Origin of the sequence: Pseudomonas sp. K5002 (assembly GCF_013386655.1) — a bacterium.
Taxonomy (GTDB): domain Bacteria; phylum Pseudomonadota; class Gammaproteobacteria; order Pseudomonadales; family Pseudomonadaceae; genus Aquipseudomonas.
On record NZ_JACARK010000275.1, the window covers coordinates 1 to 26,319 of the forward strand.

Consider the following 26,319-nt stretch of genomic DNA (forward strand, 5'->3'; position numbering starts at 1 on the left):
GCAGATTGCCGACCAGGCGCTGCAACTGCTGCTGGCCCCGAACACACCCCAGGGCCCGCGCGACCTGCTGCTGATGCCCGACCAGATGATCCTGCAGATCCACGAATCCATCGGCCACCCGCTGGAACTCGACCGCATCCTGGGCGACGAGCGCAATTACGCCGGCACCAGCTTCGTCAAGGCCAGCGATTTCGGTCACCTGCAATACGGCTCCAACCTGCTGAACGTGACCTTCGACCCGGACATTCCCGAGCAGCTCGCCAGCTACGGGCATGACGACGACGGCACGAAGGCCAGCAAACAATTCCTGATCCGCGAAGGCCTGCTGCTCAAGCCGTTGGGCGGTGCGTTGTCGCAATACCGCGCCGGCATGCAAGGCGTGGCCAACAGCCGTGCCTGCAGCTGGAACCGCGCGCCGATCGACCGCATGGCCAACCTGAATATCGAGGCCGGCGACCAGAACATGGCGCAGCTGATTGGCGGCATCGAGAACGGCATCCTGATGTCCACCAACCGTTCGTGGTCGATTGACGATGCACGCAACAAATTCCAGTTTGGCTGCGAGTGGGGCCAGTTGATTGAAAACGGCGAACTCAAAGGCGTGGTGAAGAACCCCAACTACCGGGCGATTTCCGCGCAGTTCTGGCGCAACCTCAGCGCCGTCGGCGACGCCAGCACCTTCAAGGTGCTGGGCACGCCGAACTGCGGCAAGGGCGAACCCAACCAGGTGATCCGCGTCGGCCATGCGTCGCCGGCCTGTGTGTTCAGCAACGTGGACGTGTTCGGGGGAGACGCCTGATGAATAATTTCAAAGCCCTGGTAGATTGGCTCAAGCAGGCCATCACCGACCACGAACAATTCCACCTCGGCTACGCCGACGAGTCCTCCGAGTTTGTGCGTTTCAACCACGGCAAAGTGCGCCAGGCCGGCCAGGTGCAACAGGCCAGCCTGAACCTGAAGCTGATCAACGACGGGCGCCACGCCGACCTCGGTATCACCCTGGCGGGCGAGCCTGAACTGGATCGCCAGCGCCTGGCCGACGGCCTGCAACAACTGCGTGAGACCTTGCCGTTGTTGCCCCAGGATCCGTACCTGCTGCTCAACCACAACGCCTGGCAAAACAAGGACCAGCAGGACCGACCACTGCCGGACCTGGCCCAGGTGCTGGAAGCAGTCAGCCTGGCCGCTGAAGGTGTGGACATGGTCGGCTTCTACGCCGCCGGCCCTATCAGCCGTGGTTTCGCCAGTTCATCAGGCGCCTTCGGCTGGCACCAGGCCAACAGTTTCAACTTCGACTTCAGCCTGTTCCACGCCAACGGTGAAGCGGTGAAAGCCAGCTACGCCGGCAACGATTGGGACAGCGTGGCCTTCGCCCAGCGTTTCAAGCAGGCCCGTGAGCAACTGGAATACCTTGGTCGCCCGCTGCACCCGCTGGCACCGGGGCAATACCGCGCCTACCTGGCACCGGCGGCCATGGAAGAGATCATCAGCATGCTGACCTGGGGCGGGTTTTCCGCCCAGTCCATCGCCAGCAAGGGCAGCCCGTTGCAACGCTTGTACAACGGTGATCAAACCTTGAGCACGCTGGTGACCCTGGACGAACAGGTCAGCGGCTCCCTGAGCTCGGCGTTTTCCCGTGACGGCTATCCGCGCAGTGATGTGAAGCTGATCAATGCCGGCAAGGCTGAAGGCCAATTGGTGAACTCCCGCAGTGCTGCCGAATACGGCTTGAGCACCAATGGCGCCAGCGGCGATGAATCTCCCAGCGCCCTGCAGATGGCGGCCGGCGACCTGGCCCAGGCCGATATCCTCAAGCAACTGGGTTCCGGTTTGTACATCAGCAACCTGTGGTACCTGAACTACTCCGACCAGCCCGCCGCACGCCTGACCGGCATGACCCGCTTCGCCACGTTCTGGGTCGAAGACGGCGAGATCAAGGCGCCGGTCAGCACCATGCGTTTTGATGACAGCGTGTACAGCCTGCTGGGCTCGCAACTGGAAGCGCTGACCGCTGATCGGGAATTGCTGCTGTCGGCGAGTACGTATAGCCAGCGCAATACCTCGTCGAATCTATTACCGGGCGCATTGGTAAAACGCCTGACCCTGACCTTATAAGCAACGCAAAACCCATGTGGGAGCGGGCTTGCTCGCGAATGCGGCGTGTCAGCCACTACATCTGTGACTGAGGCACCGCATTCGCGAGCAAGCCCGCTCCCACAGTTGATCGCATTCCACATTTTGATTCGGTTCATCCTCAAAACCCCACTCCAGAAACCTGGCCGTCCGGCCAGTTGTCGCTCGCGAAAAACCTCGTTATAAAGGTTGGTGGCACCTAGCCACGTCCGCGCGGTAAAAAAACTCAAACAACACCCCGCCGTCCTCAACCCACTTGCACGCAAGTGATGCACGACCTTGCCCGGGATAGGGCAAGCTGGAGCGTTGACATGAACCATGGAAGTTTTGTCATTGAAAAGCTGTTCAAGCACTACAACGTTCACGTAGAGCAGCTTGGTAACAACCCAGAGAAGAAAACCGTGCTGTTGGTCAACGGCGCGCTGTCCACCACCCGCTCGTTTGCACGCACCAGCAAGTGCCTGTCCGAGCACTTCAATGTGCTGATGTTCGACCTGCCGTTCTCCGGCTATTCACGCCCGCACAACACCGACCTCGACCTTGTGACCAAGGACGATGAAGTGCAGATCCTGCGCGCTCTGGTGGAACGCTTTGAGGTCAACCACCTGGTGTCTGCCTCATGGGGCGGGATTTCCACGCTGCTGACCCTCGCCCATAACCCGCCGTCGATTGAAAGCTCGGTGGTGATGGCACTGGCGCCCAACCTCAACCAGGCCATGCTCGAATACGTAGAGCGGGTGCGCGTGCTGATCGAGGCCGATGACAAATCTGCCGTCGGCCATCTGCTGAATGAAACCGTGGGCAAATACCTGTCGCCCCGGCTCAAGCGCAACAATCACCGGCACCTGTCGACCATGGCCACCACCGAGTATCGCCAGGCACGCTTCCATATCCATCAGGTGCTGGCGCTGGGTGACGGCAACTACCTGCCGCAACTGACCCGGATCGAAACCCCGGTGCACTTCCTCAACGGCGTGCTGGACGAGTACACCCCGGCAGACGAAGCCCAACTGTTCAAAAAATACGTAGGCCGCAGCAGCTTCGCCACCGCCGAGCACACTGGCCATTTGCTTGACCTGGAATCCCGCGAAGCGGCCCTGGCCGTGCACCGCGCGCTGATTGATTTCCTGGTGGGCAAACACGTGGCGTTGTCAGATATAGACGAAGGGCCTGTGGGAAAAGGAGCCGCCGATGGCGCATAATCGCCGACACATAGGCTGCTAACAAAAAGGTAACTCATGCCGAATCGCGTCCCTCTCGATGCCAAGACCGCCCGCTGGCTACCCTGGGTGGTAGCGATTGCCTTCTTCATGCAATCGCTGGATGGGACGATTCTCAACACCGCCTTGCCGGCCATGGCCCGAGACCTGGCGGAGAACCCGCTGCGCATGCAAGGCGTGGTGATCGCCTACATGCTGACCGTGGCGTTGCTGATCCCGGCCTCGGGCTGGGTCGCCGACCGCTTCGGCACCAAGAAGATTTTCTTCGGCGCGATCATGCTGTTCAGCATTGGCTCGTTGCTCTGCGCGCTCTCCAGCACGCTGACCATGCTGGTGGGCGCCCGGGTGATCCAGGGCCTGGGCGGTGCGTTGATGTTGCCGGTGGGCAGGCTGGTGGTGCTGCGCGCCTACCCGCGCTCGGAGCTGGTGCGGATCATGGGTTTCATCACCATTCCCGGGCTGCTCGGCCCACTGCTCGGCCCGACCATGGGCGGCTGGATGGTGCAATACCTGACCTGGCACTGGATCTTCCTGATCAACCTGCCGATCGGCGTGCTTGGGGTGATCCTGGTGCTGCGCTATATCCCGGACTATTCCGGGACACCCGGCCAGCCATTGGACGTTCCCGGCCTGTTGCTCAGCGGTGTGGCATTGGGCGGGCTGGTGTTCGGTTTCGAGGTGCTGGGCCACGGCCTGTTGCCGCGCCAGTGGGCGTTGCTGCTGATTGGCGGCGGGCTGTTGAGTGCCTGGCTGTATGTCCTGCATGCACGGCGGACGGCGTACCCGTTGATCGATTTTTCATTGTTGAAAATCCCGACCTTCGCGGTGAGCTTCTGGGGCGGCAACCTGATGCGCATCGGCAGCGCGTCACAGCCGTTTTTGCTGGTGTTGCTGTTCCAGCTGTGTTTCGGGCTTAACCCGTTGCAGGCGGGGCTGCTGAGCGTGGCCGGTGGCGTGGGTGCGTTGCTGATGAAAATGCTGGCAGTGCGGATTGTCAGCCGCTTCGGTTTCCGGCGCACCTTGATCGGCAATGCGGTGCTCACCGGTGCAACCATCCTGGCGTGCAGCCTGTTCGAGGTATCAACGCCTTACTGGATTGTAATACTGGTGTTATTTGGCAGCGGGATCATTCGCTCGCTGCAATTCAGCACCCTGGGGGCGTTGACCTATGCCGACGTGCCACCGGAGCAATCCAGCCGCGCCAGCAGCCTGTCGGCGATGACCATTCAGTTGACGTTGAGTTTATCGGTGGGCATCGCGGCGGGCCTGCTCGGTTTGATCATGGCCGTGCGCGGGCATGCCACGGTCGAGCAGAGTGATATCGCCTGGATCATGGCGGGTGCCGGATTGCTGTGCGCCTTGTCGGGGCTGGTCTATCGCAGGCTGTCGCCCCAGGCGGGCTCGGCGATTTATGCAAAACGCGCAGAGGGAATGTGATGATTCGTGCAGCACGTATCGAGGACGCAGGTGACATTGCCTGGGTGCATATTCGCAGTTGGCAGCAGGCTTATCGTGAACTGATGCCGGCGGATTACCTGGCTTCGCTGGAGGCGACGCAGCCTCGGCGTGAAGCCTTTTGGCGGCAGTCGATTGAGCAGGGGAGCGAAGCTGTGTTTGTCGCGCAGGTCGAGGGGCGTGTGGTGGGCTGGATTGCAGTGAGCCCGAGTCGTGATGAGGATGCCGACCCGGGAAAAACCGGTGAAGTGCAGGCGGTGTATGTAATTGCCGAGCACTGGGGGACCGGAGTGGGCAGGGCGCTGTGGCTCAGGGGGCTGGAGCATCTCGCCAGCCTGGGGCTGGAGACGGCGACGTTGTGGGTGCTGGCTGAAAACCGGCGGGCAGTGCGCTTTTACCAAAACGCAGGATGGATAGCGCAGCCCGAATCAAGCCGCACCCTTGCTCGGGGCGGTCGTGAATTGGAGGAAATCCGCTACCAATCCCAAAAGTGACGCTGAACCTGTGGCGAGGGAGCTTNNAGCTCCCTCGCCACAGGGGAATGCCGCTCTGGACGCTCTGCGTCCGCTCTTAAAATCGTGACGCAGAGCGTCACCGGATGCATTCCCACGCAGAGCGTGGGAACGATCACACTCACCATTTTTTGCCTGAAAGCTGCGCGGCCACAGGCGTCATTCAGGAATGTCATTGGCCATGAGTTCGTCTTTTTCATTGTTTCGCACCTGGAATGTCCAGCACTTGCCATCGACGCCGGCGGCGTTTGTGCGGCATTTCATCGGGCATTTCAAAGGTTGGTACCTGGCTATCCTGCTGCTGCAGATCGCCGCGGTGGTGTGTTCGATTCTGACGCCCTGGGGGCTGGGGCAGATCACCCGCACCGTGAGCAACGGGCTGGAAGCGGAGCGTGCCTTTGAAGTGCTGCAATGGCCACTGACACTGCTAAGCGCGCTACTGGTGTGCCAGGTACTGTTTACCCGTGCATCGGCAGGCTGCCATATCCACGTCTTGCCGTTGCAGCGGCGCACGGTGACGCATGTGGTGTTCGCCTATCTGCAGCAGCACTCCCATCGTTTCATCAGCAATGAGTTCGCCGGGGCACTGGCGCATCGGGTGGCGGAAATTACCCTGGGCGTGAATCAGACCCTGAGCATCTTGTTGTTCGACCTGATCCCGCTGCTGGTGACGCTGAGCCTGGCCACGGCCTTGCTATGGACCGCATCGCCGTTGTTGGCGTTGTTCATGGCGGGTTGGTCGGTGGCGTTTATCGCTATCTGCTACGTCCTCGCACGCCGCAGTCATCCTCTGGCGCAACAGTATTCGGCAGCGCGCAGCACCAGCACCGGCAAAGTGGTGGATGCGGTCTCCAACCTGGCCAATATCCGCCTGTTTGCGCGCCATGCGTTCGAGCACAGTTACCTCGGCACTTTCCTCGACAAGGAGGTGGCGGCTGCCTACCGATCCCTGGGGTATATGGAGAAAATTCGCTGGTTCCAGGCTTCCTGTGGCGTAGTGCTTAAGCTCGGCTTGTTATTGCTGGCGCTCTACCTGTGGCGCAGCCACCGTATCGACATTGCTGCGTTTGTCATGTCCACCAGCCTTTCGTTGTTGATCATCAGCGATGTGGAAAACCTGTCGCGACGCTTTCTCGAATTCTTCGAAGCCACCGGCAATATCGCCAACGGTGTGCGCACCCTGATCCGCCCCCATGAAGTCATCGACCAACCCGGCGCCAAGGCGCTGATGGTCAAGCGCGGCGATATCGAGTTTCGCGATGTCGGCTTCAGCTATGGCGGTGACCGTTCGATTTTCGAACACCTGAATATCGTCATCCCTGCCGGCCAGAAAGTCGGCCTGGTGGGTGCTTCGGGCTCCGGCAAGTCGACCCTGCTGAGCTTGCTCCTGCGTCTCTACGACGTGCAGCAAGGCCAGGTGCTGGTGGACGGCAAGGACGTGCGCGAGGTGACCCAGCATTCGCTGCACCAGCAGATCGGCCTGATTCCCCAGGAGCCGGGCCTGTTCCACCGCAGCATTCGCGAAAATATCCATTACGGCCGCCTGGATGCCTCGATGGACGAGGTCGCCGAGGCGATCCACCGCGCCGGCGCCAGTGAATTTATCGACAGCATGGAACACGGCTACGAATCGCTGGTGGGCGAGCGTGGGGTCAAATTGTCCGGCGGCCAGCGCCAGCGCATTGCGATTGCCCGGGTGTTGCTGAAAAACGCGCCGATCCTGGTGATGGACGAAGCCACTTCCAGCCTGGACTCGATCACCGAGCGCTTTATCCAGGACAAGCTCGACGAAATCATGGAAGACAAGACCGTGCTGGTGGTCGCGCATCGGCTGTCCACCGTGGCCCACCTGGACCGGATCCTGGTGTTCGACAATGGCCGGGTGATCGAGGACGGCAGCCACGAACAGTTGCTGCGCCAGGGCGGGCAATATGCGCGGTTGTGGAGTCGCCAGTTCAGCGATGCGCTGGATGAAGCGGTGGTGTGACCATGCGGCGTACCGGGTACGCCGCGCAGTCAGGTCAGATCGAGAGGTGCAGCACCCGGTCATCCTTGGCACCGGCCAGCGGGCGGCGCTTGTTGACCTTCAGCTCACCGAGGTTGATCAGCAACGTGCGGGTCACGTTGCGGCTCAGCCCCAGCAATTCGGCGGTGTGCACCTGGTTGTGGTGGCACAGCCGGTAAGCGGCGGTCAGCAGGCTGCGTTCCACCTGTTCGTGGAGGTTGTCGATCTGTTCCTCGAACAGGCGCTGGAAGGCCAGGTCGAGCAGGTCGTGGGCCGTGGTGCTGTCTTCCTGGCGTTCGATACGCAGGTTGGACATGCGCAGGTCATCGGCCTGGATTACGCCGTCACGGCAGATCAGCAGGGTGTGGTGGATAACGTTTTCCAGTTCGCGGATATTCCCTGGCCAGCTGTAGGTGGCCAGCCGTTGCTCGGCGTCCTTGCTCAGGATGACCTCGCCATACCCCAGGCGGCGGGTGTAGGTGTCGATGAAATACTGCACCAGCGGCAGGATATCGCCGGGGCGATCCCGCAGCGGGCTGAGTTCCAGGTTGACCACGTTCAGGCGGTAGAACAGGTCCTCGCGGAAATGCCCGGCGTTGATGGCTTTTTCCAGCTGCACGTTGGTCGCCGCCAGCACCCGCACATTGATCGGAATGCTTTTGCGCGAACCCAGGCGCACTACTTCACGCTCCTGCAATACCCGCAGCAGCTTGACCTGGATCGACATGGGCAGGTCGCCGATTTCATCGAGGAACAGCGTGCCGCCGTTGGCTTCTTCAAACCAGCCGGCCTTGGCACCGAGGGCACCGGTGAACGCGCCTTTCTCGTGGCCGAACAGCTCGGCTTCCACCAGTGATTCGGAGAACGCACCGCAATTCACCGCCACGAATGGCTGCTCCTTGCGGCCACTGAGGTTGTGGATATGCCGTGCGACCAACTCTTTGCCGGTGCCGGTTTCACCGATGATCAGCACGCTGGCTTCGCTCGGCGCGACTTGTTGCACATGCTTGAGCAAGGCCTTGGACCTGGGGTCTTCAAACACCTGCGCGGTGGCGCGGATGGAGGTGGCAAGGGCGGGCGAGGGCGGTAGGGTCAGCAGTTGCATGGTTATCCCTTTGAATAAAAGATCAGGAATAAAACGTCGGGATGGGCGCGGTACCGTTCAGTGCCCACTCGCCCAGTTCATGAAGTTTGTAGTCCAGCGGGTCATGCAGGCTCTGGGTGCGCAAGTTGCGCCAGTGCCTGTCGAGGGCCACCGAGGCGTTGGTCGCCCGTGCGCCGGTGACCTCGAAGACCTTGCTACACAACTCCAGGCCATTGCGGCTGGCGGCGACTTTGGCGGTGGCGATGGCAATCGCCGTTTCGCCGCGTTCCTCGCTGGTCAGGGCCGAGCCCTTGGCCCATGCCGCGTCCAGCACCTGGCCTGCGCGCTCCACCAGCAGGCGGGTGCTTTGCAGCGCCACCCAGAAATCGCCGTAGTGGCTGAGGATGTAAGGGTCCTGGGTGCTGTGGCTGGCGCTGGAACGGAACCACGGGCGGGCTTCTTCCAGGGTGTATTGGCGCGCTTCTTCGAACGCGCCTTCGGCGATGCCGAGGAAGATATTCGCGAAGTGCAGTTGCGCAATCAACGGCCGCAGGCAGGCGAACGGAGTACTCAGGGGGCCCGGGTCCAGCAACAGGTCGGACTCTTCCACGCGCACGCGCTTGAAGGTCACGCTGCCGCTGTCGGTCTGGCGCTGGCCCATGTTGTTCCAGTCGTTGTGCAGGATGATCCCGCTGCGGGCGCTGGGAATCGCCGCGATCAGCAACTTGCCGCCGGCGCTTTCATCGATGGCCGAGGCGATCAGCATTTCCGAGTCGTTGGCCCCGGAGCAGAAGTTCTTCTGTCCCGAGAATTCCCGCCAGCCCGTGTGGCGCTTGACCACCGTGCGGGTGTCCAGGGGGTTCAGGGTGTTGCCCCAGAACCAGTTGTTGCTGGCCGTCAGGCTGAACCAGGTTTGCCATTGTGCGGGCGTGGCGAATAACCGGACGGTGGCGAGCATCAGGTGATGAAAGCCGAATACGTGGGCGATGGAGCTGTCGACCCGGGCGAATTCGCGCACCACCTCGAAGGTTTCCGACCAGTTGGCGTCCAGCCCGCCGAATTGCCCGGGGATGCTCAGGGACAACAGGCCGCTGCTGCGCAGTTTGTCGCGTTCGGCCTTGGGCGTACCGCCGCTGGCGTCGCGGTCGACGGCGGTGCGCGCGAACTCGGTCGCCAGGTCACGGGCAATCTCCAGTGGCGTCCTGCGGGTGCAGAGTAAGTTGACCGTCACGCGTGAATACCTCGTTGCTTAAGTCGAGAATGCTCGAGCTGATTTGTTTCAACAGGCAATGGATAGAGCAAGACCCATACCAAGTAACAATAAGCCGATAACTTGCGACTTCTTACGGGGATGCAGGCGCGGACAGTGTCGAATACGCAACTTTTGTTGGAGGGCTGTTGGGATTTGCACAGTTGCGTCCTGTGCCCGCAGGGCGGGGCTTTCGTTATGCTTTTATTGCTTGAGCATATAAGTGTTTGTGGGTGGTTTTTGTATTGTCCGGAATCGAACATTTCACCAGCAAAGTGTTGCACTTGTGGCGATTAATAAGAGTGGCCGGCCAGTGTTTATTGAGGCTTGGACGTGGCATGAACCCTGCAAAGTTGGAAACAGAGCGCGACTATACGAATAGATGCTCCAACTAATTCGAGACCCCAGGAGTATTTAATTCATGCGGCAACTGTTTGAACCTCGCGCTCGTCGTTTTGAGTCACTGGCCACCGCGTCCAGCCTTGGCGTGCTGTTGATGTTGATACACGGCGCGGCCTTTGCCGCCCAGGCGGACCCGACCCTGGCCACGGTAGTGGTCACCGGTGCCGAAGCCACCGAAGCGCAAAAGGCCGAGAAGCAACTGTCCAAGGTGCCCGGCAAAACCGCAGTGATCGACAACCGCAAGATCGAACAGGGCCGCGCGGCGAACGCCGAGGACGTGCTGGCGTTGCAGCCGGGCGTATTCGCCCAGGCCACCAGCGGCTCGGGCGCGAACAAGATTTCGATCCGCGGTTCGGGCCTCAACACCTTCTATCAAGGCTATGTGCTGGGGATCAAATTCCTCTATGACGGCCTGCCGTTGACCGGCCCGGGCGGCACCCAGGAAGACATGCTGGACATGGCTTCCGTGGACCACACCGAGGTGCTCTACGGCGCCAACGCCTTCCGTTATTCGGCCTTGTCCCTGGGCGGCGCGATCAACTTCGTGAGCAAGACCGGCCGCACCGATCCGGGCAACTACGCGCGTTTCGAAGCCGGCAGCTTCGGCTATCGCAAGGAGCAACTGAGCACCGGCGGCGTGGACGGCGACAATGACTATTACGTCAGCATCCAGCACAACGAGCGTGACGGTTACCAGGACAACACACCGAACAAGGGGCAGGGGATCGTTGCCAACTTCGGCCACGTGTTCAGCCCGCAACTGGAGACGCGCTTCTACATTCGCTACAAGGAAGAAACCCTCAGCCAGGGCAACACCCTGACCAAATACCAGCTCAAGCATGACCCCACGAGCAACCTCGTGCCCATCGGGCGCAAGAAGGACGGCTCGACCCTGCTGGGCAGCACCACCACCTACACCTTCGACGACAATGCCAAGCTCGAAGTCGGCCTGGGCTACAACGATTACCCGCTGGACAACGGCTGGCGCTATTCGCCAACACCACAGGAATGGCGCTCCCAGGACGTCAACCTGACCTTGCGCTACCTGCGCACCGCCGACACCTTCTTCGGCCTGCGCAGCGACAGCAGCGTGACCTTCAGCAATACGCTGGCGTACCTGGCCGATGTGAAATCCCACAGCAAGGCCACCGGCATCACCCAGCAGAAGACCAACTACACCGGCTCGCGGGACACGGTGTTTTCCCTCGGCAACGAACTGCAACTGAATGACCGCACGTGGCTGTCCACCGGGTTGTCATTGATTGATATCAAGCGCAAGGCGCAGATCGAATACAGCACCGCCACCAATACCAGCGCGTTCCCCAGTGGCGTTGAATACGACGAGACCGACGTCGCCCCGCGCATTGGCCTGCGCTATCAGTTGACTCCGGAATTCGAAGTGTTCGGCAACGTCAGCCGCTCGGTGGATCCACCGGTCACCTGGCAGCTGGGCAGCACCGGCACGCCGTACATCCGTGATGTGCGGCCGCAAAAAGCCAACACCGTGGAGTTCGGTATTCGCGGCGGCCACGGTATTTTTGACGGCAGCCTGACGGTCTACCGCTCGTGGGTGCAGAAAGAACTGCTGTCGGTAGTGGTACGCCAGGCGACGGCCACCCAGGACCAATTGGTGGCCACCTCCAACGGCAGCGCGACCATTCACCAGGGCATCGAAGCCGGCTTGAATGCGCAACTGTGGGACGGCGGCAATGGCGACACCGTGACCCTACGCCAGGCTTACACCTTCAACGACTTCCACTACCGCAACGATGCGGTGTTCGGCGACAACCAGCTGCCGGGCCTGCCGCGCCAGGTCTACCAGGCCGAGCTGGAATATCGCCAAGGCAGCGGTTTCTACGCGCAGCTCAACGCCCGGGCGGCGTCCAGCTATTACGTCGACTTTGCCAACTCCCTGAGTGCGCCGTCGTATACGTTGTGGGGGGCCAAGGTGGGCTACGAGGCCCCTAGCAAGAAGTGGGAAGTGTTCGTCGATGCACGCAACCTGACCAACAAGCGCTATGCCACGGCCACCAACACCGCGTACGACGCCAAGGGCCAGGACTCGGCCAACTTCTATGTGGGGGATGCGTTCAACGTGACCACGGGGGTGGCGTTTCACTTCTGACCGTGACAGATCGTTCCCACGCTCCGCGTGGGAATGCCGCCTTGGACGCTCTGCGTCCGGCCGTCGATGCGAGAGGTGATGGTGACGCAGAGCGTCACGGTATGCATTCCCACGCGGAGCGTGGGAACGATCATTTCGAGGAACCTAGTTCTGCGGCCGCTGCTTGGTCGAATCCAGCTCGGCCTTTTTACCGGTGCTGATCTCGGTGATCTGCGCCGACTTGGCGATTGCAAAGTCAAAGGTGTCCTGCATCTTGGCGATCGCATCGGTCGCCGTGCCGTTCAGCCCGCCGTTGGCCGCCCAGTCGAAGTTCCACACCCCGGACAGGTTATCGGCACCCGCCACGTCATGGGTTTCGATGGCGGTGAACACGTCGGGATGGCGCTCCATGTACTGGGCCGCAGCGCTCACATCGGCCGGCACCTTGCCCGAGGAATTGCTGGCCAGTTGCGAAAGCTCTTGCTTGGTGATGGCCGACTTGCCCGTTTGGCGCATGTAATCGGCGATGACCTTGCTCGACTTGGAAATATTCAACTTGTCGTCGAATACCGACGTCGAGGCTTTTTGAGTGGTCGGTCCGCCACCGGCGGGTGTTACGGTAGTAGACATCGGCGCTGCTCCCTCAATGAATTGGATGACATCGAAGCCGACGTTAGCATGGGCAATTGGCCATTTATCACCGGCTTCACAACAATTCGCAGCGGCCGGAAAATTTCACAGCGTTTCACCCGCATCCAACTTGGCCAGCAGCCTCTGGCCCCGTTGCCACAGCGCGTCCTGTTTGGATTCAGGCATGCGGTCGAGATTTTTATAGAGCATGGCCATGCGCTGATTGCCCCGCAGCAGGTCGCCATGGCGCATCAGGAAGTGCCAGTAAAGCGCATTGAACGGGCAGGCATTGTCAGCGGTACTTTCCGTGACTTTGTACGCACAGCCTCGGCAGTAGTCCGACATGCGCTTTATATATTGGCCGCTCGAGCAATAAGGCTTGGAACCCAGGTAACCGCCATCGGCATGCATCACCATGCCCAGGGTGTTGGGCAGCTCGACCCAGTCGAACGCGTCCATGTAGATCGCCAGGTACCACTCGCATATCTGGCTGGGCACGATGCCGGCCAGCAGGGCGAAATTGCCGGTGACCATCAGCCGCTGGATGTGATGGGCATAGGCATGTTTCAGGCTTTGGCCGATCGCCTGGCGCATGCAGTTCATTTGCGTCTCGCCCGTCCAGTAGAACTCCGGCAGCGGGCGGCTGTTGCCGAATGCATTGCCAGCGGCATAGTCGGGCATCTTCAGCCAGTACACGCCGCGTACGTACTCACGCCAGCCAATCAGTTGGCGGATAAACCCTTCGGCGGCATTCAGCCCGATGCCGCCCGACCAATAGGCGGCCTCCACGTCGCTGCACAGCTGGCGCAGGTCCAGCAGGCCGATGTTCAGCGCTGCGCTGATACGGGCGTGAAACAGGAACGGCTCGTCGCTGGCCATGGCGTCCTGGTAGTCGCCGAAACCCGCCAGGCCATAGTCCAGAAAGTAGTTCCAGAGGGCCTGCGCGTCGGCGTGGGTCACGGGGTAATCGAAGGTGTCGAGGGAACCGTAGTGGCTGCTGAAGTGTTTACCTACCAGCGCCAGCACGTCCTGGGTGATCGAGTCCGAGCTGAAGCGCGCCGGGTAGGGCGCCTTGGTGCCCTTGGGCAATGCCTTGCGGTTGTCCGCATCAAAGTTCCAGGCACCGCCCACTGGCGTACCGTCACCGTTGAGCAAGAGCCCGCTCTTGCGGCGCATCTCCCGGTAGAAGTACTCCATGCGCAGCTGTTTTTTACCGCTGGCCCAAGCGGCGAACGCGTCACGGCCGCACAGGAATCGGTGGTCGGCATGCCACTGGATCGGCAAACCGCAGTCCTTCAGGGATTGCTCCAGACGCCAGTCACCGCATTCGGTCAGGTGTATTTCCCGGGGTTGCATCAGCGATTGCCAGCGCCTTAACTCGCCGGGCACCGAGCCGGTGTTTTGCGGATCGTCCAGGGGCACGTACTGCACCCGCAAGCCACGCTGCTGCAACGCCTGGGCAAAATGGCGCATGGCGCTGAAGACCAGGACGATTTTTTGCGGATGGTGGGGCACATGGCTGGCTTCCTCCATGACCTCGACCATCAAGACCGCATCGCGCTGGCTGTCCAGCCCATCCAATGAGGCCAGGTCAAACGACAACTGGTCGCCCAGCACCAGGCACAGGTTTCGAACTGCCTTGGTCACCATGGCGCTTCCAGGGAAAATGGCGTTCGCAGTGGCTCGATAGCGCCTTCTCGCCGGCCGCACATTTCGTCATGCACGCACTGATGCACCAGGGTGCAGGGAAACGCAGGGACTGCCTGCAACACGTCACGCAAGTGATTGACGGAGCGAAAGTGCATGGGCTTCGCCGACTCGTCCAGCAGCGTGAACTGGCCGTGGTCCAGCGTTACGCGCGCCAGATAGAAACCACCTTCCAGCGACAGCAGTTCCATTTCGCGTACAGCGCCTTGGGTGGCCAGTTTGGTCAGGGCTTGCAGGTTCATGGTTCACTCCTTACCGGTCAGGGTTGTGAAGACTGGCGACGGAAGAACAACGTCACCTGGCCGACTTCCACACCCAACTTGGACATGCTGGAGCGGTTGATCAACGTGTCTTCGTCCATCAGGTACATCCAATCGTCGAGGCTCACTTCGTAGACGGATCCATCAACCGGCAGGTTCAGGACGTAGCGCCAGCGCAGTGCGTTGCCCGCCACTTCGCCCCTGGCCTCGCCCACCACATCACCGGCCCGTCCGCGCCAGTGGGTGGGGCCGTCCGGGGTGAGGGTCCAGACACGTTGCTGGCGAGTACCATCGCTGTATAGAAAGCGCTCATCGAGAATCAGGTTTTCACCCTCGCGGCGGCTGGCGATATTCACTTCGAAACGCTTGGCCACTTCACCCGAGCGTTTCTCGAAGATGCCCCAGGCCTTGACGGGCTTGCTGAAGAAGCTCACCAGGTCCAGTTGCGGTTGCTGGTCGGCATAGTGTTTTACATCCACGCTGCCACAACTGCTCAGGCCCAACACCAGGGCCAGCGAAACCAATAGACGGGTCATTGCGGTTCTCCCCGAGAGGGCTTGATACTGCTGATACTTGTACAAAATAATAAAATTGTACAGGTATTTAGCGCATTACCAGGATGTTACCGGCTACCGGCCTGCCCATTTATGGCGGGTATATGCAGCCTCAGGGGACCAGGTGCAGATGATCGTTCCCACGCTCTGCGTGGGAATGCCGCCTCGGACGCTCCGCGTCCCGCTGGCACCGCCGGATTGACGTCTCGCGCAAGGGTGACGCGGAGCGTCACGGTATGCATTCCCACGCAGAGCGTGGGAACGATCAACAATGGGCATACGCCGGCAGCGGTATCGCCCGTTCCTACGCAGACCGTTCCCACATAGATTTCAGGTTGCTTCCAGACCTTCTCGCCGCTAACCTTCGCGGGTCGCTGCCAATTCAGCGAACGGGTGTGGTAGCCCGGCTATTTCATAGATCCCAAAACGCTCAAGGGCGTTTTTTTGTGCGGGCTGCTTTGTGGCGGCTGTGCATGGGAGGCTTCGGCCTGCCGGGTTTCTATGACCGGTCTACCACCCCGTGTACAGTCGCCTCCTTAATCGTGTGGTAGCGAGCGTGGAGGTGCTTACTCATAGAGGAGCTTCACCATGAAAAAGGTCTCGCCCAACCCGCCGCATTACTTGAGCGACCAGAAATTCCACGATGCTGCCCAGCGCGCATTCAAGCACTACGACCTCAATTCAGAACCTGCCGCTTCGCCTCCGTCCTCCAACAAACTATTCTCCGTACGTGCCGGCCTCAGCACCGAAGTCGCCTTGTGTAATGCCAGCGAGATTCTTGAATCGGCGGCTGTCAGCGCCTATGACTGTGCCGAGCATCTTGATGGGGCCAGCCGCAAGCAAGTGTTGGCAGTGGTGCAATTGGTGGAGATGGCGCAGTTGTTGGTGGATGAGGCGCTGAACCGGGAGTGTCCGGTGGCCTGATCACATCCGAAATCCAACTGGCAACATAAATCCAGTGTGGGAGCGGTTGGTCAGGAGAGAGGGTTTGTCAGCAGGCTCGCGATCACTCCCACGCTGATCGTTCCCACGCTCTGCGTGGGAATGCCGCCTCGGACGCTCCGCGTCCCGCTGGCAATGCACAATGGAAGCCTTGCGCAGTGGTGACGCGGAGCGTCACGGTATGCATTCCCACACGGAGCGTGGGAACGATCGGTCGCCCGGTTTATCAGTAGCGAATCATCACCGACTTGAGCTCGGTGTAATCCTCGATGAACGCCCCGCCAAACTCCCGTCCCACCCCCGAAGACTTGTTGCCGCCAAACGGCACCGCCGGGTCGAGCATCGTGTGCATGTTCACCCACACCGTCCCCGCGTTGATCGCCGGCACCATGCGCAGGGCCTTGCTCAGATCATTGGTCCAGAGACTGGCGCTCAGGCCGTAAGGCGTGTTGTTCATCAGTTCCAGCAGCTCATCCTCGGTGTCGTAGGGGAAAAACGTGGCGATCGGGCCGAAGGTCTCTTCGTTGAGCAGGGTGTCGTGGATCGTGTTGGCGAGAATCACGGTGGGCTCCACATAGCACCCCGGTCCGTCGATCAGCTTGCCGCCGTGGACAATCGTATTGTTCTCGGCCCGGGCCTTGGCGAAAAACCATTCGAGTTTCTGTTGGTGCTGGCGGTTGGTCACCGGGCCGAATTCGGTGCGCTCGTCCAGCGGCGAGCCGATGTTCAACCGGCCCAGGCGTTGCGCCAGTTTGTCCATGATCGGCTCGATCTGCGAGCGGTGGGCGAAGAAGCGTTCGGCGGCCGCGCAGATTTGCCCGGAGTGCAGGAAGCCGGCTTCGATGATGCCGTTGACCGCTTTGTCGAGGTCCACATCCCGCAGGAATCCGGCGGAGTTTTTGCCGCCCAGTTCCAGGGTCGCCCGGGTCAACCCGGCGCCCATGGCACTGCGGCCCACGGCGATGCCGGTGGGCACAGAGCCGGTAAACGAGACCTTGTCGGTGCCCGAGTGCTCCACCAGGCCTTTGCCCACATGGCCGCCACCGGTCAACACGTTCAGCACGCCCGCCGGCAGGCCGGCGTCGATGGCCAGTTCGGCGATGCGCAGGATGGTCAGCGGGGTGAACTCGCTGGGCTTGATGATGATGCTGCAGCCGGTCACCAGTGCCGAGGCGAGTTTCCAGATGGCGATCATGGTCGAGAAATTCCACGGCACGATGCCCACTACCACGCCCACCGGTTCGCGCAGGGTGAACGCGGTGTAGCGTTCGCCGGCGAAGGAGGGCAGTGACGGGGTAAGGGTCTGGCCGCTGATCTTGGTGGCCCAGCCGGCGTAGTAACGCAGGAAGTGCGCCGCCTGATCGACCTCGAAGGCCCGGGAAATCTGGATGATCTTGCCCGACTGGCAGGTTTCGATCTGCGCCAGTGCTTCGCGATGTTGCTCCAGCAGGTCGGCGAGTTTCAGCAGCACATTGCCGCGAATGGCTGGGGCGACCTGGGACCATTGACGGAAGCCACGCCGGGACGATTCCACCGCTGTGTCGATATCGGCCAGGTCCGCATCGGCAACCTGGGCGATCATCTCGCCGGTGGCCGGGTTGATCACTTCCAGAGCCTGGCCGGAATGGCTTTGGACGTACCCGCCGTCGATAAACAAGGCATGGCTTCGACGGAGGAAGGCCTGGACTTCAGGCAGCAGCGCAATATCGCTCATGGGATTTTCCTTGCTCGCAAAAGCCCGAGGGTAACCAGCGCCGCCGGGCCAGGCTTGTCTGTGCCTGCCGGGCGATATGTCTGTGGCTGCCAGGCCTGTGGAAAGTGCAATCTTGGCTGTGGAAGGTGCATTTTCCGGGGGTGTCGCCCGCCCCATACTGGCCCCACATCCAGCGCCGTTCGTTGAGTTTGAACGCCAGCCGGACATCCAATAATAAGCAGGGCCGTCCATGAAAAAGCCAAACCCGCTCCTCGAAGATCTCAAGGCGATTCTGCCGACCATCGCTGCCAACGCCTTCCAGGCCGAGCAGGACCGCAAGGTTCCCGACGAGAACATTGCACTGCTCAAGAGCATCGGCATGCACCGTGCCTTTCAACCCAAACCCTTCGGCGGCATGGAGATCTCCCTGCCGCAGTTTGCCGACTGCATCGCGTTGCTGGCCGGCGCCTGTGCCAGCACCGCGTGGGCCATGAGCCTGTTGTGCACTCACAGCCATCAACTGGCGTTGTTTCCCGCCAAGTTGCAGCAGGAAGTCTGGGGCGATAACCCGAATGCCACCGCCAGCAGCAGCATCGCGCCGTTTGGCCGCACTGAAGAAGTTGAGGGCGGTGTGCTGTTCAGCGGTGAAATGGGCTGGAGCAGCGGTTGCGATCATGCCGAGTGGGCGATTGTCGGTTTCCGCCGTAAAAACGCCGAGGGCACCCAGGACTATTGCTTCGCGGTACTGCCGCGCAGCGACTATCAGATTCGCGATGACTGGTTCGCCGCCGGCATGAAAGGCAGCGGCACCAAGACCCTGATCATCGACAAGGTTCTGGTGCCAGAACACCGCATCCAGAAAGCCAAGGACATGATGGAAGGCAAGTCCGCCGGCTTCGGTCTGTACCCCGACAGCAAGATTTTCTACTCGCCGTACCGGCCTTATTTCGCCAGCGGTTTCTCCACCGTGAGCCTGGGTGTGGCCGAGCGCATGCTCGAAGTATTCCGCGAAAAAACCAGGACCCGCGTACGTGCCTACACCGGCGCGGCAGTGGGGGCGGCGACTCCGGCGTTGATGCGCCTGGCCGAGTCGACACACCAGGTGGCCGCCGCCCGGGCGTTCCTGGAAAAGACCTGGCAGGAACACGCCGAACACAGCGAACAGCACCGTTACCCGAGCCGCGAGACCCTGGCGTTCTGGCGTACCAACCAGGCGTACGCAACCAAGATGTGCATCCAGGCGGTGGACCGTTTGTTCGAGGCCGCCGGTGGCAATGCGTGGTTCGAGCACAACGAGATGCAGCGTCTGTTCCGCGATTCCCATATGACCGGCGCCCATGCGTACACCGATTACGACGTGTGCGCGCAGATCCTGGGGCGTGAGCTGATGGGGCTCGAGCCTGATCCGAGCATGATTTGACGCCGACCCGGCCATCACAACCATCAGGACTGCGCGTTGATGCAGTCCGGGAGTCTTGCATGTCTGATAACAGTTTCGACCCACGGGCCTTTCGCCGGGCCCTGGGCAACTTTGCCACCGGTGTCACGGTGGTCACCGCCGCTGATGCCAGCGGGCGCAAAGTGGGTGTCACCGCCAACAGCTTCAATTCGGTATCCCTGGACCCGCCGCTGGTGCTGTGGAGCATCGACAAACGCTCCAACAGCCACGAGGTGTTCGAGCAGGCCAGCCATTTTGCGGTCAACGTGCTGGCGGCCGACCAGATCCACCTGTCGAACAACTTCGCCCGGCCCAGGGACGATCGCTTTGCCGAAATCGAATTCGAGCCCGGGGAGGGCGGTTCGCCGGTCTTCGCTGATTGCTCGGCGCGGTTTCACTGCGAGAAGTACCAGCAGGTGGATGGTGGCGATCACTGGATCATGATTGGCAAGGTGGTGGCTTTCGATGATTTTGGTCGTGCGCCGTTGCTCTATCACCAGGGGGCGTATGCGCGGATCGAGGAGCGGCAACCGTAGGGCGAACACCTCTATCGAAGGCTGAAGCAGGTTCAATGTGGGAGCGGGCTTGCTCGCGAATGCGGAGTGTCAGCCAATACATCTGGCGACTGACACACCGCTTTCGCGAGCAAGCCCGCTCCCACATGTGATCTCGGTAGCTCATTGCACCTGTGTTAGAACGGCACGGCCACGGTGACTTGGCTATAGAGATTGGTGCCATTGCCACCCACCTGGTTGCCGCCGTTGCTCTCATCCTTGTTGGGCTTGTACAAACCCAGCAGTGGCGTGACGATCAGGTGTTCGTTCACCGCCCACTCCGCGTACAGGTCCAGTTCGCGCCCATCGAGGTTGAGCATGCCGCCCTTGCTCAACGTCTTGTAGTCGAAGAACAGCGCGCCCAGGGTGACGCTGTCCAGCGGCTTGACCTTCAACGCCACATGCTGCACCTCAGTATTGGTATTGAACGGCCCCGAATAATTGCCGGCCACCTCGCCCTGCACCCAGGTGCCGTAGCCACGGTTGAAGCCCGAAAACATCGCATCCCAGTTTTTCGAATAGCGGCTGTAGCGGTAGGTCAGGTCCGGCGACCACGGCAGCGCGGCGAAGGTATAACCGCCTTCGGTGTACCAGGCCTTTTCCGGGCCGGCGTCCTTGTCCTGCCAGGCGTATTCAAAGGAAAAGTGCGCGTTCTCGATCCCGGCATTACCGGCGCCCCGCAGGCTGTAGATGTTCATCCCGGCGCGCTGTTTTTGCAGGTCACTGGCATAACGGTCGTCGACGCTGATGCCGTGGATATAGGTCAACCCCAGGGTGCCGGGCGCGGCGGTGTAGTCCAGGGTGCCGGCAGCCATTTCAGTGTTGGCCTGGGCGCGGTTATCGGACTTGATCCACATTACGCTGCCATGCACGCCGTCCTTGCCACCCAGGCGTAGCACTGCGGTTTGATCGAAGGCATGCCGGGCGGCGATGTAGTAGGCGCCGCCCCGGTTGAACTTGCCGTCATCCACGCCCTTGCCGAAGTTCGGGCCGTCATCGTTGATGATGAAACCGTCGCCGAGCATGATGATCTGGCGGCCGAACGACAGGTCCACACCATCCTTGCCCAGCGCCGGAAACAGCTCCCCCGAGCGCCAACCGGCGAAGGCTTCGTCGAACTTGGTGGTGCGCTCGCTTCCGGTGGTCACGCCCGACGCATCGCCATCACCCCAGGTGCCGGAGCTGACCAGGTTGGCCGTGCCATACACGCTGCCCAGGGCGCCGAAGCGCTGGTCGATGCTCAAGCCATACTTGATAAAACCTTCACGCCAGGTGGAACCGCCGGTGGTGCCGTCGTAGTTCTTGCGGCTGTTGAACATCCCGTACACCGCCAGGAAGTTGCCGGTGACCTGAGTGTCGTCATCGGCATACAGCTCGAACGCCTGGGCCGATGAGTCGATGATCATCAGCGCGATGCCCAGGCTGATGGCCCTGTACAGGTGACGGGTTTGTTGTGTGTGCTGCATTGTTATAGTCCCCAACAAGGTGAATTGAGGGAGCATTAGGGCGAGCGCCACCGGGCCAAGTCTTTCCCCTGCGTGCCAGGAAATTGTCCCAGGCCGCCAGTGGCGCAGCAGTGGCAGGCAGCAACAAAACCGGCGGCAGCCAGGAGCAAGACGATCAGCCAGGGCGGGCGCAGAGTGCCAATACTTCTAAAAATCCGCTTCTTGAGGATCTGCACCATGTCGATCAACGACCGGCTCACCGAACATTTGAAACGCGGCACGGTGGGCTTTCCAACCGCGCTGGCGAGCACCATTGGCTTGATCATGGCCAGCCCGGTGATCCTCACCGCGACCATGGGGTTTGGCATCGGCGGCAGCGCCTTTGCGGTGGCGATGTTGATCGCGGTGGTGATGATGCTGGCCCAGGCGACCACCTTCGCCGAAGCCGCCTCGATCCTGCCCACCACCGGCTCGGTCTACGACTACATCAATTGCGGCATGGGCCGGTTCTTTGCGATCACCGGCACCTTGTCGGCGTACCTGATCGTGCATGTGTTTGCCGGCACCGCCGAAACCATCCTCTCCGGCGTGATGGCGCTGGTGAATTTCGAGCACCTCAACACCCTGGCGGAATCCGCCGGCGGTTCGTGGTTGCTGGGAGTGGGCTTCGTGATTGTGTTCGGGGTGCTCAATGCGTTTGGCGTCAGCGCGTTCGGCCGGGCCGAGATCATCCTCACTTTCGGCATGTGGACCACCTTGATGGTGTTTGGCGTGCTGGGCCTGATCGCAGCCCCGGCGGTGCAGCTGGACGGCTGGTTCGGTGAATCCCTGGTCGGTACCGACCTGATTACCATCCTGTCGCTGGTGGGCATGGCGATGTTCATGTTTGTCGGCTGCGAGTTCGTCACGCCGCTGGCGCCGGACCTGCGCAACTCGGCCAAGGTGATGCCCAAGGCGATGGTGCTGGGGCTGCTGGGGGTGGCCACGTGCATGTTCATCTATGGCGCGGCAATGAAACGCCAGGTGGAAAACGTATTGATCGACGCGGCGGGCGGCGTGCACCTGCTGGATACGCCGATGGCCATCCCGAAATTCGCCGAGCAGGTGATGGGCAGCATCGGCCCGATGTGGCTGGGCATCGGCTTCCTGTTTGCCGGTGCTGCGACCATCAACACCTTGATGGCCGGTGTGCCACGGATCCTGTACGGCATGGCGGTCGACGGCGCGTTGCCCAAGGTCTTCACCTACCTGCACCCGCGCTTCAAGACACCGTTGCTGTGCATTCTGGTGGCGATGCTGATTCCGTGCCTGCACGCGCTGTACTTGGGCGGCAACACCGACAACATCATGCACCTGGTGCTGGCGGCCGTGTGTGCCTGGAGCTTTGCTTATCTGCTGGTGACGCTGTCGGTGGTGATCCTGCGGATTCGCCGTCCGGATCTGCCTCGCGCCTACCGTTCGCCGTTCTTTCCGCTGCCGCAGATTCTGTCGAGCATCGGCATCCTGCTGGGCATGTGGTTTATCACCCCGCCGGGCATGAACCCCGCCGACATCTACATTCCCTTTGGCGTGATGCTCGGGTGCACGGCGGCGTACGCGTTGTTCTGGACGCTGGTTGTGCAGAAGGTCAATCCATTCAAGCCCGCCTCGGTGGAAGAGGTGTTGGCCAAGGAGTTCGCCCATGAGCCGGGTCAGCCGCACAACGGGTATATCAGCCATGCTGCAAAAACTGTCTGAGCTGTTCAGCGCCCGGCGCGCGCCTGCCGGGTATCGACCCGGCGTCACGCTGGAACACCTGCGGCGTAACCTCGGCCTGGCCGGTTATGAGGTGTGTGGACCGACGACGGCCCGGGTTTCCCTGGACAATCTCGGGCTGCAACTGGAGATCGTCGAGCGCACCGAGTCGCAGCTGTTGATGCACCTGGTGATGACCGAATTCGTACTGCGCATCCCTGCCTCGCAGCAGGGCACGGCGAGCTTCGAACTGCACCACACCGGGGCCGTTCGACGCACCGGAATCCGCTGTCGACAGCGGTCGGGCGACAAGGAGGTTTCAGGCATTTTGCACACACAATTGCAGGAGGGCAGCGCCTTGCATCGCGCCTTGATGCCGCTGGACTTCAAGCGCCTGCGCATCGACCTGGTGGATCACCAGTGGTGTGTGCGGCTTGAGCATATGGGCGGCAGCGAGGTGGTCAACCGCATGCCGGCGTTCCGTCGCTACATCGCGTTGAGCAGTGTGCAACGCGCCTGGCTGCTGGACGCCTTGAACGGTTTCCAGCGCGCCTTGCAGGCCCACTGACCGCAGTATTTGGCATCAATAGTGCAACCACCTTGGCAGACACGTACTTGTTGCGCGCATATAGATAACATGTTAACTATTGCCCGACAAAAACAAAAAGCCAAGGTGGAAACAACCATGAGCATGCAACAGATTGGGCAAGACGGGCTGGACCTCTGGACCCGGGATCTGCGCGCGGTTTGCGGTCACTTCGACACAGAACTGGCCTTCAACCGCTCGCTGTTTATCGGCAGCATCAGCACCTTTTCCCGCGGCGGTTTGCCCCTGGCCAGCCTGCGCACCAACGCCGGCCTGATCAAGCGCCCCAAGGCCCGCGCCGACCACGATGACGACCAACACTGCTTCCTCGTCAGCCAGCGCAGCGGCTACTGCCAGATCACCCAAAACGGCCAGAGCTTCCAGCTTGCCCCCGGCGAACTGTTATTGATGGACTCGGTGGGCTCCATCGACATCACCCCGTTCGGGCTCATCGAACACGCGTCCCTGTCCTTGTCCCGCGCAGAGGTGTGCAAACAGTTCGGCAACCAGCCCAAGACCTTCGGCAAAATCTCCTCGAGCAAAGCCTGCGGGCGCATGTTGCATGTGTTGATGGATCAACTGTGCAAAGACGCACTGAACGGCGAAGGCGCGGTCGGGGAGGGGCAGGCGTTGCAGTCGGCGTTTATCTCGTTGCTGGGGTCGGCGTTTGAGCAGGAAGACGATGAGCGCGATGATTGTGGCGGGTTGCAGGGCAGCAATCTGCGCAGCTATGTGCAGAAGGTGATTGATGAGTCATTGACCCAGCCAGGGCTTAGCCCGGTGGGGTTGGCGAGTCGGTTGAATATCTCGGTGCGGCATTTGTACCGGTTGTTTGAGGAACAGGATGACAGCGTGTGCCGGTATATCCAGCGGGCGCGGTTGAAGCGCAGTGCGGATGATCTGACCAACCCGTTTTTGCGCAGTGAGTCGATTACGTCGATTGCGTATAAGTGGGGGTTTACGGATTCGGCGCACTTTAGTCGCTCGTTCAAGAAGCAGTTTGAAGTGTCGCCGAAGGATTTTCGGGCTGGGCGGTTGCAGCAGGTGGGGTAGGGGAGGAAGAAGGGGCTTTCCGAGCACCTTCTTTATTATAAATATCTTAAGAGATCGAAGTTATTCGCCTCTTTGGCTCAAAAGCGCGTCAATGTGCTCCAGCCACAATTTCCCGCTTTTCCAATCGTGAGGATAATAGTAGCCACAGCCAATATCTGAGAACAAAAGATGCTGTAACGCTTGCTCCGTCTTGTTGGCATGTAAAAGAGCTTTTAACTCGAGGTGTGCAGCTTTAAAAGTTTCTGCTGAGGATTCAGCCATAAAGCTGAGAATCACATTGTCCGCACTATCAAACTCATCAACCCAATCTTGATTGAAGTAACCCGCGAGAAGTTGCTGCAGTTGTGAATAATCGTTATTCATGGATTCGGATATCCGGTCTGAATTCTATAGCCATTGGGCATGCTTTTATCTTTGAACAAAATCAGGTAAATCTCCCGTCCGGGGACGGTTTTTTTTGCACCTCGCTTCAGGCTAGTTCCAACTGGCTGAGGAGACTTTTGAGTAATAACAATTTTTTTGTCTTTTCCTTTAACAAACGAATTTATTTTAGTTTTGTTGCTTGCTATCACGCTTGATATTGCTGACTCGGCTGTCGCGCGATCAGGGAAGGTAGATGCCGTGGGCACATGAGGCTCATTTTTAAGACGTGTTGCCAGTTGTTGGTCAGTTCTACCAATGTGCTTTTGCATCAAATGTCCTCCGGCAGCTTCGTGAGCAGCTAAACCTCCACCAGGAACAATTTCGCTGTAAGGCCCATCGGCGACTATTTGGCCTGGGCAGGCTGTAGCTTTACAGCTCAACCCCAACGGATCCACCCACCCCGTCGGGTTGGGCACGTACTGGTATCCGTTCAGCCCGCCCGCCAGTTTCACCGGATCAGGCGTCAGGTAGCGGCCAATGTCCGGATTGTAGTAGCGATGTCGGTTGTAGTGCAGCCCGCTTTCCGGGTCGAAGTACTGGCCCTGGAAGCGCAGCGGGTTGGTAACGGTGTTGACGTCCAGCTTCGCGATTTGGCCGTAGGCGCGGTAGTGCGCTGACCAGACAATTTCGCCGTCGGGGGCGGTGAGTTCTTGTGGGGTGCCGAGGTGGTCGAGTTGGTAGTGGAAGGGTTTTGCGTCTTCCGGGCCGTAGCCTTTCAGCAGCGCTAATGGGCGAAAGCTGTTGGGTTCGTAGATATAGCTTTGGTGGTGATCAGCACTGTGTTCGGCAATCAGCGTGTCGCCTTGCCAGAAGAACTCGGTGGTTTGGCTTTTTATCGTTTTGGCGATACGCCGTCCAAACGGGTCGTAGCGATATGTGGCTTCGGTGCCGTCCGGCTGGGTGACGCTGATCAGTCGGTGCTGGCAGTCGTAACTGTATTCGGTAACTAACTGCTGCGCCCGACCCCGGCGTTCCCGCAGAAGGTTGCCGAAGGCGTCGTAGTCGTAATGGCGGTCACCTTGCATCAACAGGCGATTGCCTTTGACGACGCTCGGACCGACGCGGTCTTGCATCAGCAGGTTGCCCGCCGGGTCGTGGACGAAGCGTTCCTGCAGGTCGTGCGAGTGGTTGGCGCG

The 26,319-nt window shown here is 60.6% G+C and carries 22 protein-coding genes and 1 pseudogene; 13 read left to right on the forward strand and 10 right to left on the reverse strand.

Annotated elements, in window-relative coordinates:
* The 6 genes from HX846_RS14225 to HX846_RS14250 form a co-directional block, all read left to right on the forward strand.
* A partial coding sequence (locus HX846_RS14225) for a TldD/PmbA family protein (RefSeq protein ID WP_178965583.1) occupies positions 1 to 799 on the forward strand: 799 nt, incomplete at its 5' end.
* Positions 799 to 2,115, forward strand: a complete 1,317-nt coding sequence (locus tag HX846_RS14230; protein WP_178965584.1) for a TldD/PmbA family protein — start codon at positions 799 to 801, stop codon at positions 2,113 to 2,115. The genes HX846_RS14225 and HX846_RS14230, both read left to right, overlap by 1 nt.
* Positions 2,116 to 2,444: 329 nt before the next feature.
* Entirely contained in the window at positions 2,445 to 3,335 is an 891-nt protein-coding gene (locus HX846_RS14235; protein ID WP_003216895.1) for an alpha/beta fold hydrolase, read from the forward strand.
* A 36-nt stretch (positions 3,336 to 3,371) separates the two neighbouring features.
* The gene (locus HX846_RS14240) at positions 3,372 to 4,790 is read left to right on the forward strand and encodes a DHA2 family efflux MFS transporter permease subunit (protein ID WP_178965585.1); all 1,419 of its coding nucleotides are present in this window, start codon (positions 3,372 to 3,374) and stop codon (positions 4,788 to 4,790) included.
* The gene (locus HX846_RS14245) at positions 4,790 to 5,302 is read left to right on the forward strand and encodes a GNAT family N-acetyltransferase (protein ID WP_178965586.1); all 513 of its coding nucleotides are present in this window, start codon (positions 4,790 to 4,792) and stop codon (positions 5,300 to 5,302) included. The genes HX846_RS14240 and HX846_RS14245 overlap by 1 nt, the downstream gene beginning before the upstream one ends.
* Positions 5,303 to 5,501: 199 nt before the next feature.
* On the forward strand, positions 5,502 to 7,307 hold the full coding sequence (locus HX846_RS14250; RefSeq protein ID WP_008431180.1) for an ABC transporter ATP-binding protein: 1,806 nt from the start codon (positions 5,502 to 5,504) through the stop codon (positions 7,305 to 7,307).
* A 34-nt stretch (positions 7,308 to 7,341) separates the two neighbouring features.
* Here HX846_RS14250 and HX846_RS14255 read toward each other — a convergent pair whose 3' ends face one another.
* Positions 7,342 to 8,430 carry a sigma-54-dependent Fis family transcriptional regulator gene (locus HX846_RS14255; RefSeq protein WP_178965587.1) on the reverse strand — a complete coding sequence of 363 codons (1,089 nt, stop codon included), beginning with the start codon at positions 8,428 to 8,430 and terminating at the stop codon, positions 7,342 to 7,344.
* 22 nt (positions 8,431 to 8,452) lie between these two features.
* Entirely contained in the window at positions 8,453 to 9,640 is a 1,188-nt protein-coding gene (locus tag HX846_RS14260; RefSeq protein ID WP_003219870.1) for an acyl-CoA dehydrogenase family protein, read from the reverse strand.
* 439 nt (positions 9,641 to 10,079) lie between these two features.
* Here HX846_RS14260 and HX846_RS14265 point away from each other — a divergent pair, with 439 nt between their 5' ends.
* Positions 10,080 to 12,185 carry a TonB-dependent receptor domain-containing protein gene (locus tag HX846_RS14265; RefSeq protein ID WP_003219873.1) on the forward strand — a complete coding sequence of 702 codons (2,106 nt, stop codon included), beginning with the start codon at positions 10,080 to 10,082 and terminating at the stop codon, positions 12,183 to 12,185.
* Between the two features lie 144 nt (positions 12,186 to 12,329).
* On the opposite strand, the gene HX846_RS14270 is transcribed toward HX846_RS14265, so the two are convergent.
* The 4 genes from HX846_RS14270 to HX846_RS14285 all read right to left on the reverse strand — a co-directional run bounded on the left by HX846_RS14270 (position 12,330) and on the right by HX846_RS14285 (position 15,297).
* Positions 12,330 to 12,794, reverse strand: coding sequence for a hypothetical protein (locus HX846_RS14270; protein WP_178965588.1), 465 nt, complete (start codon positions 12,792 to 12,794; stop codon positions 12,330 to 12,332).
* Between the two features lie 105 nt (positions 12,795 to 12,899).
* Complete coding sequence (locus tag HX846_RS14275) at positions 12,900 to 14,444, reverse strand: cryptochrome/photolyase family protein (RefSeq protein ID WP_178965589.1); 1,545 nt, start codon at positions 14,442 to 14,444, stop codon at positions 12,900 to 12,902.
* A complete protein-coding gene (locus HX846_RS14280; protein WP_134326164.1) occupies positions 14,438 to 14,743 on the reverse strand; it encodes a DUF6482 family protein in 306 nt (101 codons plus the stop codon). The genes HX846_RS14275 and HX846_RS14280 overlap by 7 nt, the downstream gene beginning before the upstream one ends.
* A 17-nt stretch (positions 14,744 to 14,760) precedes the next feature.
* A complete protein-coding gene (locus tag HX846_RS14285) occupies positions 14,761 to 15,297 on the reverse strand; it encodes a DUF3833 domain-containing protein (protein ID WP_177009899.1) in 537 nt (178 codons plus the stop codon).
* Positions 15,298 to 15,903: 606 nt separating this feature from the next.
* Between HX846_RS14285 and HX846_RS14290 the strand changes: the two genes are divergently transcribed.
* Complete coding sequence (locus HX846_RS14290) at positions 15,904 to 16,239, forward strand: DUF6124 family protein (protein ID WP_003219885.1); 336 nt, start codon at positions 15,904 to 15,906, stop codon at positions 16,237 to 16,239.
* A gap of 244 nt (positions 16,240 to 16,483) precedes the next feature.
* Here the strand turns inward: HX846_RS14290 and HX846_RS14295 are convergent, their stop codons facing one another.
* Entirely contained in the window at positions 16,484 to 17,971 is a 1,488-nt protein-coding gene (locus HX846_RS14295) for an aldehyde dehydrogenase family protein (protein WP_178965590.1), read from the reverse strand.
* Between the two features lie 229 nt (positions 17,972 to 18,200).
* On the opposite strand from HX846_RS14295, the gene HX846_RS14300 reads away from it, so the two are divergent.
* Together HX846_RS14300 and HX846_RS14305 are read left to right on the forward strand one after the other, a co-directional pair.
* Positions 18,201 to 19,370, forward strand: a complete 1,170-nt coding sequence (locus HX846_RS14300) for a p-hydroxyphenylacetate 3-hydroxylase oxygenase component (protein ID WP_003219889.1) — start codon at positions 18,201 to 18,203, stop codon at positions 19,368 to 19,370.
* Positions 19,371 to 19,429: 59 nt separating this feature from the next.
* Positions 19,430 to 19,906: pseudogene (locus tag HX846_RS14305) on the forward strand (flavin reductase family protein); the annotation flags it as partial.
* Positions 19,907 to 20,079: 173 nt separating this feature from the next.
* Here HX846_RS14305 and HX846_RS14310 read toward each other — a convergent pair.
* The gene (locus HX846_RS14310) at positions 20,080 to 21,408 is read right to left on the reverse strand and encodes a hypothetical protein (RefSeq protein ID WP_178965591.1); all 1,329 of its coding nucleotides are present in this window, start codon (positions 21,406 to 21,408) and stop codon (positions 20,080 to 20,082) included.
* A 216-nt stretch (positions 21,409 to 21,624) separates the two neighbouring features.
* Here HX846_RS14310 and HX846_RS14315 point away from each other — a divergent pair, with 216 nt between their 5' ends.
* From HX846_RS14315 to feaR, 3 genes are all read left to right on the forward strand, one after another.
* The gene (locus HX846_RS14315) at positions 21,625 to 23,124 is read left to right on the forward strand and encodes an APC family permease (RefSeq protein WP_003219898.1); all 1,500 of its coding nucleotides are present in this window, start codon (positions 21,625 to 21,627) and stop codon (positions 23,122 to 23,124) included.
* On the forward strand, positions 23,105 to 23,689 hold the full coding sequence (locus tag HX846_RS14320) for a DUF3156 family protein (protein WP_003219899.1): 585 nt from the start codon (positions 23,105 to 23,107) through the stop codon (positions 23,687 to 23,689). The genes HX846_RS14315 and HX846_RS14320 overlap by 20 nt, the downstream gene beginning before the upstream one ends.
* A 117-nt stretch (positions 23,690 to 23,806) precedes the next feature.
* Positions 23,807 to 24,760 carry a transcriptional regulator FeaR gene (gene feaR, locus HX846_RS14325; RefSeq protein WP_102368612.1) on the forward strand — a complete coding sequence of 318 codons (954 nt, stop codon included), beginning with the start codon at positions 23,807 to 23,809 and terminating at the stop codon, positions 24,758 to 24,760.
* Between the two features lie 60 nt (positions 24,761 to 24,820).
* On the opposite strand, the gene HX846_RS14330 is transcribed toward feaR, so the two are convergent.
* Complete coding sequence (locus HX846_RS14330; protein WP_178965592.1) at positions 24,821 to 25,123, reverse strand: contact-dependent growth inhibition system immunity protein; 303 nt, start codon at positions 25,121 to 25,123, stop codon at positions 24,821 to 24,823.
* On the reverse strand, positions 25,120 to 26,319 hold a 1,200-nt coding region (locus HX846_RS14335), incomplete at its 5' end, for an RNase A-like domain-containing protein (protein ID WP_178965593.1). The genes HX846_RS14335 and HX846_RS14330, both read right to left, overlap by 4 nt.

Bases quoted from the DNA above. Each gene is read 5' to 3' on its own strand.
- HX846_RS14230 (WP_178965584.1), top strand. From the start codon at position 799: ATGAATAATTTCAAAGCCCTGGTAGATTGGCTCAAGCAGGCCATCACC.
- HX846_RS14235 (WP_003216895.1), top strand. From the start codon at position 2,445: ATGAACCATGGAAGTTTTGTCATTGAAAAGCTGTTCAAGCACTACAAC.
- HX846_RS14240 (WP_178965585.1), top strand. From the start codon at position 3,372: ATGCCGAATCGCGTCCCTCTCGATGCCAAGACCGCCCGCTGGCTACCC.
- HX846_RS14245 (WP_178965586.1), top strand. From the start codon at position 4,790: ATGATTCGTGCAGCACGTATCGAGGACGCAGGTGACATTGCCTGGGTG.
- HX846_RS14250 (WP_008431180.1), top strand. From the start codon at position 5,502: ATGAGTTCGTCTTTTTCATTGTTTCGCACCTGGAATGTCCAGCACTTG.
- HX846_RS14255 (WP_178965587.1), bottom strand. From the start codon at position 8,430: ATGCAACTGCTGACCCTACCGCCCTCGCCCGCCCTTGCCACCTCCATC.
- HX846_RS14265 (WP_003219873.1), top strand. From the start codon at position 10,080: ATGCGGCAACTGTTTGAACCTCGCGCTCGTCGTTTTGAGTCACTGGCC.
- HX846_RS14270 (WP_178965588.1), bottom strand. From the start codon at position 12,794: ATGTCTACTACCGTAACACCCGCCGGTGGCGGACCGACCACTCAAAAA.
- HX846_RS14275 (WP_178965589.1), bottom strand. From the start codon at position 14,444: ATGGTGACCAAGGCAGTTCGAAACCTGTGCCTGGTGCTGGGCGACCAG.
- HX846_RS14280 (WP_134326164.1), bottom strand. From the start codon at position 14,743: ATGAACCTGCAAGCCCTGACCAAACTGGCCACCCAAGGCGCTGTACGC.
- HX846_RS14285 (WP_177009899.1), bottom strand. From the start codon at position 15,297: ATGACCCGTCTATTGGTTTCGCTGGCCCTGGTGTTGGGCCTGAGCAGT.
- HX846_RS14290 (WP_003219885.1), top strand. From the start codon at position 15,904: ATGAAAAAGGTCTCGCCCAACCCGCCGCATTACTTGAGCGACCAGAAA.
- HX846_RS14295 (WP_178965590.1), bottom strand. From the start codon at position 17,971: ATGAGCGATATTGCGCTGCTGCCTGAAGTCCAGGCCTTCCTCCGTCGA.
- HX846_RS14300 (WP_003219889.1), top strand. From the start codon at position 18,201: ATGAAAAAGCCAAACCCGCTCCTCGAAGATCTCAAGGCGATTCTGCCG.
- HX846_RS14310 (WP_178965591.1), bottom strand. From the start codon at position 21,408: ATGCAGCACACACAACAAACCCGTCACCTGTACAGGGCCATCAGCCTG.
- HX846_RS14315 (WP_003219898.1), top strand. From the start codon at position 21,625: ATGTCGATCAACGACCGGCTCACCGAACATTTGAAACGCGGCACGGTG.
- HX846_RS14320 (WP_003219899.1), top strand. From the start codon at position 23,105: ATGCTGCAAAAACTGTCTGAGCTGTTCAGCGCCCGGCGCGCGCCTGCC.
- feaR (WP_102368612.1), top strand. From the start codon at position 23,807: ATGAGCATGCAACAGATTGGGCAAGACGGGCTGGACCTCTGGACCCGG.
- HX846_RS14330 (WP_178965592.1), bottom strand. From the start codon at position 25,123: ATGAATAACGATTATTCACAACTGCAGCAACTTCTCGCGGGTTACTTC.